Below are 7,253 nucleotides of genomic sequence, written 5' to 3' on the forward strand. Positions count from 1 at the left end.
CAAGCTCGCGCAAGTCAAACATCCGATTGAGCAAGTATTTTGGTATATCAGTCCGTATTTAGTTTGTTTTGCGGTAGCTTTACGATTGGCTAAAGTGACAGGTGAGCTCAAACTGGAAAAACAAACATAACAAACTGTTTAAGAGTGATTCGCAACGCGTGGCATTTTTACTATGCGTTGGTTTTAGTGTTTAAGGTGGTATGCGGGAGCTTCGGTATTGCGTTGCTCACACCTTAACAGGGCGTTAGTACGGGTTTGACATCAAAGGTCATAAGTTTTGGTGTTTATCTGTTTTGGCGCTCGTCTTTACACCTTTCAGTTTGTACCTTTCACGTTCTTTCCGGTGGCACTATGTGTGGAGTGTTCGCTTTGATTTTAACGTTTACGGCTTCTAACTCTTAGCCTATTTCTTTGGCGCTTTTTCATTTTCGTGGTGGTTTTTGAGAGAACCTTGATTACTTTTGGTGTGGCTGTTGAAGTACGAGGAACGAATCCTTTTCTAATTTAAAGCTAGTGAAAGTAGGGCAGTTCAGTGCGTTTTTCTTCTAGCCAACTTTTATCTTTCAATCGAGGTAAAGTTTTGTAGCTGCCCGTCTCACTTCAGTGTTCAAAACCTTTCATATCATGCCACTTTTCAATATCTTGGAGCGAATAAATAGAAGTAGCGCATGTACTAACAAATTGCTTAAGAGTGATTCGTAACGCGTGGCATTTTTACCTTGCGGTGGCTTATGTGATTAAGGCGCCATGCGGTAGCTTTTGTATTGCGTTACTCACACCTTAGCAAGGCGTTATGTGAAAATGCCAGCTATGGAAACTGGCATTTGTTGTGTTATTAAGCGTTGCTTAGTGCAAAGCTGGATAAATGGAACTCAAGTAACTGTTTTTGTTCTAGGTTCTTCTCACCATTTTGGATTGTGGCTTTCAAGATCTCTGGGCTTTTGTCAGAATAATGAATGTTGCATTTGATTCCACTTTCGCAAGTGTACTGTACACCGTAGTTTATCGTTCTCTCTTCACAGTTAAATGGTGAACCCATAAGTAGGTTGCGAACAGCTGTCAAATCAGTCTTGCTAATTTTGAGTGTGCTCATAGAAGTTTTCCTTTATTTTCATGTGCTAATTACCAGAATAATGTAATATGCACCTAATTTATATGCAATTGTTTTGTTTGTAAGTTGTCGGTAGTGGTAGTGGTAGTGGTAGTGGTAGTGGTTGAGCTATTACTGTGTTCAAACTTGGTTAGGAGCTTAAATTGGCTAAAAAATACTATGTTGTTTGGAAAGGTCGAGAGGCAGGTATTTTCACTACTTGGGCAAAGTGCAAGTCACTAGTCGATGGTTTTGCTGGAGCAAGGTTTAAGTCGTTTCCAACGCTTGAAGAAGCAGAGTCTGCATTTGGTGAAAAACCAAAATCAACAGCACCGAAGGTCAAAGCTAAGATAGTTAAAAAGTCTAGCAAATTAAAATCTGTTCCTTTATCTCAGGAACAAATAGATGCAATGCCATTTGAAGTGAAAATCTACACTGATGGGGCTTGTGAGCCGAACCCCGGAGAAGCTGGAACAGGGCTTGCGGTATATGAGAGCAACGAGCTAACTGAACTATGGTATGGCTTGTACCAATCATTCGGTACTAACAATACAGCCGAACTCCATGGACTCAATCAAGCATTACTACTTGCTAAGGAAAAATTAGCAACAGGAAGTTCAGTTGGTATCTTTTGTGATTCAAAATACTCTATCGACTGTATTACAAAGTGGGCTAGTGGTTGGGAGAAAAAAGGTTGGACTAAGTCTGGTGGTGAAATTAAAAACTTGGACATAATTAAGCCAGCTTATGCTATCTACCAAGAAATATCGTCTCAAATTACAATTCACCATGTGAACGGACATGTTGGCATTGAGGGTAATGAGTTAGCAGATAGGATGTCCATCATAGCTATCGAATCTCAGGATAAGAGTCTTTCGTTGTATAGAGAAACTCACAATATCCCTGAACTCTTGGCGTTACGTGCTGGTTGATAGCCACACATAACAAACTGTTTAAGAGTGATTCGCAACGCGTGGCATTTTTACTATGCGTTGGTTTAAGTGTTTAAGGTGGTATGCGGTGGCTTTGGTATTGCGTTGCTCACACCTTAACAGGGCGTTATGTACTTTTACGGAAAATCAGAAATTTATGGATGAAAATACTGAAATTTGGCGTCAGTACTACGAAAAGGCACTGTCTCGCCCACATTCAAAACGTACTGAATTTGCTGTCAGACTCAATGAATCAAACCTCAAAGTAGCCACTGACTGTGGTTGTGGAACCGGCAGTGATATCGAATATCTCAATCAGCAGAATTATCAAGTTCATGGCTTCGATATTAATCCCGATTCAGTCGCTATTTGTAGAGACAGGTTTGGGTCAAAGTCATTAGTGGATATTTCAGAGTCCTCGTTTGAGTCGTTCAACTATCCAAAATCTGGTGTAGTTATCGCAAACTCCAGTTTGTTCTTCGCTGACCCAAACCAATTTGGATCGACTTGGGGCAACATTAAATCTTCAATTGAAATCGGTGGGGTATTCGCTGGTGACTTCATGGGTTTGAAAGACAGTTGGGCTAATAACTATCGCAGCCCAACAACACCTTTATCGGAACCAGAGGTAAAGGCTTTGTTCTCAGGTTTTGAAATAGTCAGGTTCATTGAACGTGATGAAAAAGCGAGAACTTCATTGGGTAGAATGAAACATTGGCATACATATTCCGTGGTTGCGGTGAAACGTACATAACAAGCAATTTAAGAGGGATTCTCAACGCTTGGCACTTTTGCTTCTACTTCAAATTTAGTGTTTATGGCACAATGCGTTATGTTTGGGGGGGGGCGTTGTTCACCCCTTAATTGGGCGTTATGTGTTTATGAGGAAATTACGTGGAAAATGAGTCAGTTGGCTACAGTATAGAAGATTTCTATGTTGCTCTAAGTGGGTTTGATAAAGCGGTATGTGAGGCTTGTGCTGTCAGTAACTTCACGGGAAACCGCTACGCAGTTCACTACAAAGGATACTCATCTCAGATCTTTACGAGAATGTGTTTACACTCACAGGGGCTAATTTCAGCATTACCGAAAACCCGTTGGGCGAAGCGTGATTATGAGTGCTGGGAATTTAGCCTAATTGCCCCACATGTTCGCGCCTTAATGGAAGGTTATCTTCTGTTCTTCTATTTGTCTGAAACACCAATTAGTGAAGATGAGTGGTATGTAAAATTAAATGTTATGCACCTTAATGATTGTACTCGTCGAATTCGGCTGCATCAGAACATTAGAAGTGCTGAAGATGAAGCTGGTTGCCGTGATCAGCAAACAGAACTCAAAGAACGCCTGCAAGGCTCGGAGTTCTTTAAAGGATTGCCGCCAAAGCTACAAAAACAGCTATTAACTGGAAAGGCTCTCATGATCCCGTCTAGAGATGAACTACTTGAAAAGCTCGATGCAGATGTCGGTGAATTTAATGCATATTATGACTTAGTTTCAAACTACACGCATATACTGCCGATTTCTTATTATCGCAGTGAAGCTAACGGACGAGGCTCTGGCGTTTATAACCAAACTGACTTGTCTTACATAGTGCTTTTTTTAATCAAAGCTACTCAGTGGTTAAGTATATCTACAGAAAGAATGGTAGGACTCTTCCCTGATGCAGCCAAGGTTAAAAAAGGGAAAAAGTCGAAGTTCCCACTCGGTCCAAAGGAAAATATGAAGAACCGAAAATAAACACATAACAAAGCGTTTAAGACGGATTCCCAACGCTTGGCATTTTCGGTTTGATTCAGCTTTAGTGTTTACGGCACAATGGTTTAGGTAGGGTGGCAGCGTTGCTCACCACTTAACGCGGCGTTAGGCGACGGGCAGGAAAGTTCTATATTCTCATCTTCTTAGTTCTCTTTGAGTATTCGTTTTTCTAAGTCGGCAACTCAGTATTGTCGGCTCAAATTCTTGAATCTCTTTGGCCGTAAAACATGCCGAGTTTCGCGGGTTGCCTCATTTGTTTTCACAGTCGCTTGGTTGTGAGTTTCACTGGCTCAAAGTGTGGAAAGGGCAAGTTAATCGTAGCTTTCGTTTTTGCTGTTAGCCCGTAGCTGTTAGTTTCTCGGGTTCAAAAACTGCTTAGTCGCTGCAAATTCGTATTTCGTGGTCGTTGGAAATTTGGCTGAAACATAGTGAGTTTTGTGGTTCTTGAATCACAAAAAGTCAGTGGGTGTTTGGTTGCTTATTTGGTTTCGGGTAATCTGCTTTCAAAACCACTTAAACATTGGTGGGAAACTTCGCCTAACAAGGCGTTTAAGACGGATTCACAACGCTTGGCGATTTCAGTTCCTGTCAGGTTAAGTGTTTAAGGTACAATGGTTTAAGTTTGGTGGTTTGCGTTGTTCACCACTTAACGCGGCGTTAGTTCCCCAGAGGAAGCAATCAATCCATAGGGAATTTTTGTTTCTGGTGGAGTACTCGCATAACTCTGATGATATCGCCCTCGACCCAATAAGAGACAATCATCGAAATCTCAGGAATAATGAGCAATCGTCCGCGGATGCCATCTCGTTGTACACCCATTAAAGGTTGTTCAAGCAAGTTTTCTACTTTTGCTTCAATGAGGTTGTCAGTTTTTTCTGCCGCATCAGGGTTGAAGTCATAGAGAAACTCGAAGATCTTTTCACGATCATTAAGTGACTCTTCTTCCCATAAAATCATTGCTTACCTCGATTACGGATTCTGGCTTTGCGCTCTTCCATTCGAGACTTAGCAGTTTGGTGTTCAACGAAAACGGATTTTCCTGAGTCAAACTTCTCAAATGCTAGGTTTACTTGTTCAGTTAGCCATGCATCGTGAGATAATGTTTTTCTTTGTTGTTCAGCGAGTTGCTCAGTAAGTTCACGGCAAGCATCACTTAGAGTTCGACCTTGGCTCTCAGCCATTTGTTGAGCTAGGCGTTTTGTTTCTTCATCAACACGAAATTGAATTCTAGTGTCCATGATGTATTCCTTTGTTGGTGTGTGTACAAATGTTAGCACTAGGCTTTGAGATGGGCAACTAACAAACAATTTAAGAGTGATTCGGCACGCGTGGCATTTTTACTATGCGTTGGTTTAAGTGATTAAGGTGGTATGTGGGAGCATCGTATTGCGTGCCTCACACCTTAATTGGGCGTTAGATGCGACCACGAAATATCATATAAACTCGAATGATTCTGTTGTAGACTTATGAGCTTAGAATTATTTGAAATGAAGAAGATAACCTATGTCAGATTTGTCTCCTAGTGATAAAATGCTGAGCTTGTATCCGATTGACTATCCATTTGAAACTTTAGTTAGCCGGATCAACTCAACGCCAGCCAAGCTCAAGCTAGACCCTGATTTCCAACGAAAATATAAATGGGATAAAGATGGTTGGGCACGGTCGTCAAAATTTATTGAATCTTGTTTGATGAGAATACCTCTTCCTTCATGTTATTTTGCTGAAGATGACAGTGGTCGCCATATGGTTATCGATGGGCTACAACGTTTGACTACTATTACTAGATTCTTCAATGATGAGTTCGCTTTAGAGGGCATGACAACCTTTAAGGAACTTGAGGGAAAGCGTTTTTCTGAACTTGGCTCTTATCAAACTGATTTAGAATCAACAACAATCAGGTGTATCATCCTGCGCAAAGACAATCCTAAAAGCTTAATTCGAGAAATCTTTTCGAGGCTAAACCAAGGAGCTGTAGAGTTATCTGATCAGGAAATCAGGCATGCTATTTATCCAGGCTCTCTTGATGGACTTCTTGCAGAACTTGGATCTATTCCTGAAATAACAAGATTTGGGCTAGCAATAAACTCAGAGTCTGTTCGTGATAGCTTGGAACCAGATGAGCAAGTTTTGAGATACTTTGCATTCTCAGATGACCCTGAACTTAATACTTTTGGGAATAACCTAAAGGTGTTCTTAGATAACTATATGGAAACCAATAGTGATCTAAGTGAAGAACAGGTTGCTGAACACCGAGAACGGTTTAACCGAGCTTTGAATACGTGCAATTCTGTATTTGGTGAGAATGCATTTGTTAACCCTACTGTCGAGAGAAAGCGTAAGGGACTTGTCCATTATGATTTGATGATGACAACTGTTGGTGAGCTTGAGCCTGAATTGGCTATAGAAAAAGCTGAGAGTATTCGAAATGCTTACGCACAACTTTGTGAAAGCCCTGAGTTCCAACGAACATTGTCGGGTGGTTTGCAGAATAAGAGCTCAATATTAAAGCGCAAAGAGCTATGGGGTGTGTTGCTACAGGGTGCTGTAGATGGAGTTCAATGATCTATACCAAAAATATGAGATACAACTGCTCTCGTTAAAAGCAATTATTACTCAATCTCAAAATCGGGTTCTTCAAGATGAGCCCGATGAGATATTTTCAAGTAATATTAACTTTTTTGTCAAATCATATCTGATTACTACTTGTACGTATCTGGAGGCTTATCTTCAAGACTTAGCCTTCGAGTATGCAACTCGTTTACACAACAGATTAAAAGAAGCAAAGGTTCCGCATAATTTTATTTATTGGAAGTTGTCTAAGGAAGTCAAAGAGAAAGAGCTCAGCTTTTCTGACGCGGAGTACAAAGCGACGAAAAAGGATATATCCGACATTATTTCTGGTAACCCTTATAAGACTATAAAGGCTTTTCAATATATTGGAGTTGATTTAAATTCCAATGAAAATTTCACTGCACATAAAGATCAAATTAACTCTATTGTAAATAAAAGAAATAGCATTATTCATCACAATGATGAGGCTAGTGATATTACATTCTCTGATTTACACACTAATATTGATACTGTATTACTATATATGAAAGCCATAGAAAGCACTTTATCGGCTACAGCAGCATAAGCCGCATCTAACAAAGCATTTAAGAGTGATTCCCAACGCATGGCATTTTTTATTCCATCGTTGGGTTTTGTGTTTACGGTGGTATGGTTAGGTTTCGTGGTAGCGTTGCTCACACCTTAATGCGGCGTTATGAGCTTCCAAGAATTAGAAGGATAATATGGCAGTTTTAGAAATTTTGACTGCACCTGATCCAAGGCTTAAGGTCAAAGCGGAAAAGGTGCGAGATATTACGGCGGTACAAACATTAATAGGCGATATGTTGGAAACGCTGTATGCGACTGACAATGGTATCGGTTTGGCGTCGACTCAAGTTGGTCGTAAAGAGGCAGTTGTTATTATC

9 protein-coding genes are annotated in these 7,253 nt (G+C 40.5%); 6 read left to right on the forward strand and 3 right to left on the reverse strand.

The genetic code is table 11. The features are described 5' to 3' along the window. Positions 1–835: 835 nt before the first annotated feature. On the reverse strand, positions 836–1,093 hold the full coding sequence (locus B853_RS16015; RefSeq protein ID WP_038887134.1) for a hypothetical protein: 258 nt from the start codon (positions 1,091–1,093) through the stop codon (positions 836–838). 161 nt (positions 1,094–1,254) lie between these two features. Here B853_RS16015 and B853_RS16020 point away from each other — a divergent pair, with 161 nt between their 5' ends. The 3 genes from B853_RS16020 to B853_RS16030 all read left to right on the forward strand — a co-directional run bounded on the left by B853_RS16020 (position 1,255) and on the right by B853_RS16030 (position 3,759). Beyond that, a complete protein-coding gene (locus B853_RS16020; RefSeq protein WP_038887133.1) occupies positions 1,255–2,022 on the forward strand; it encodes a ribonuclease H family protein in 768 nt (255 codons plus the stop codon). A gap of 157 nt (positions 2,023–2,179) precedes the next feature. Then, on the forward strand, positions 2,180–2,776 hold the full coding sequence (locus B853_RS16025; RefSeq protein WP_038887131.1) for a class I SAM-dependent methyltransferase: 597 nt from the start codon (positions 2,180–2,182) through the stop codon (positions 2,774–2,776). Between the two features lie 140 nt (positions 2,777–2,916). Beyond that, positions 2,917–3,759 carry a hypothetical protein gene (locus B853_RS16030; RefSeq protein ID WP_038887129.1) on the forward strand — a complete coding sequence of 281 codons (843 nt, stop codon included), beginning with the start codon at positions 2,917–2,919 and terminating at the stop codon, positions 3,757–3,759. A 696-nt stretch (positions 3,760–4,455) separates the two neighbouring features. Here B853_RS16030 and B853_RS16035 read toward each other — a convergent pair. Beyond that, positions 4,456–4,734 carry a type II toxin-antitoxin system RelE/ParE family toxin gene (locus B853_RS16035; protein ID WP_031849398.1) on the reverse strand — a complete coding sequence of 93 codons (279 nt, stop codon included), beginning with the start codon at positions 4,732–4,734 and terminating at the stop codon, positions 4,456–4,458. Then, on the reverse strand, positions 4,731–5,015 hold the full coding sequence (locus tag B853_RS16040; protein ID WP_005398409.1) for a type II toxin-antitoxin system TacA family antitoxin: 285 nt from the start codon (positions 5,013–5,015) through the stop codon (positions 4,731–4,733). Before B853_RS16040 ends, B853_RS16035 begins: the two co-directional genes overlap by 4 nt. Before the next feature lie 265 nt (positions 5,016–5,280). Here B853_RS16040 and B853_RS16045 point away from each other — a divergent pair, with 265 nt between their 5' ends. The 3 genes from B853_RS16045 to B853_RS16060 form a co-directional block, all read left to right on the forward strand. Then, the gene (locus tag B853_RS16045; protein ID WP_038887127.1) at positions 5,281–6,339 is read left to right on the forward strand and encodes a DUF262 domain-containing protein; all 1,059 of its coding nucleotides are present in this window, start codon (positions 5,281–5,283) and stop codon (positions 6,337–6,339) included. Further along, on the forward strand, positions 6,326–6,913 hold the full coding sequence (locus B853_RS16050; protein ID WP_128826940.1) for a HEPN domain-containing protein: 588 nt from the start codon (positions 6,326–6,328) through the stop codon (positions 6,911–6,913). The genes B853_RS16045 and B853_RS16050 overlap by 14 nt, the downstream gene beginning before the upstream one ends. A 157-nt stretch (positions 6,914–7,070) precedes the next feature. Continuing rightward, the coding region (locus tag B853_RS16060) for a peptide deformylase (protein ID WP_211285379.1) at positions 7,071–7,253 on the forward strand (183 nt) is incomplete at its 3' end.

Source organism: Vibrio rotiferianus CAIM 577 = LMG 21460 (assembly GCF_002741985.1).
GTDB lineage: Bacteria > Pseudomonadota > Gammaproteobacteria > Enterobacterales > Vibrionaceae > Vibrio > Vibrio rotiferianus.

What these genes read in the sequence shown, in the direction of transcription:
- B853_RS16015 (WP_038887134.1), bottom strand. Translation starts at nt 1,093, where the DNA reads ATGAGCACACTCAAAATTAGCAAGACTGATTTGACAGCTGTTCGCAAC.
- B853_RS16025 (WP_038887131.1), top strand. Translation starts at nt 2,180, where the DNA reads ATGGATGAAAATACTGAAATTTGGCGTCAGTACTACGAAAAGGCACTG.
- B853_RS16035 (WP_031849398.1), bottom strand. Translation starts at nt 4,734, where the DNA reads ATGATTTTATGGGAAGAAGAGTCACTTAATGATCGTGAAAAGATCTTC.
- B853_RS16040 (WP_005398409.1), bottom strand. Translation starts at nt 5,015, where the DNA reads ATGGACACTAGAATTCAATTTCGTGTTGATGAAGAAACAAAACGCCTA.
- B853_RS16045 (WP_038887127.1), top strand. Translation starts at nt 5,281, where the DNA reads ATGTCAGATTTGTCTCCTAGTGATAAAATGCTGAGCTTGTATCCGATT.
- B853_RS16050 (WP_128826940.1), top strand. Translation starts at nt 6,326, where the DNA reads ATGGAGTTCAATGATCTATACCAAAAATATGAGATACAACTGCTCTCG.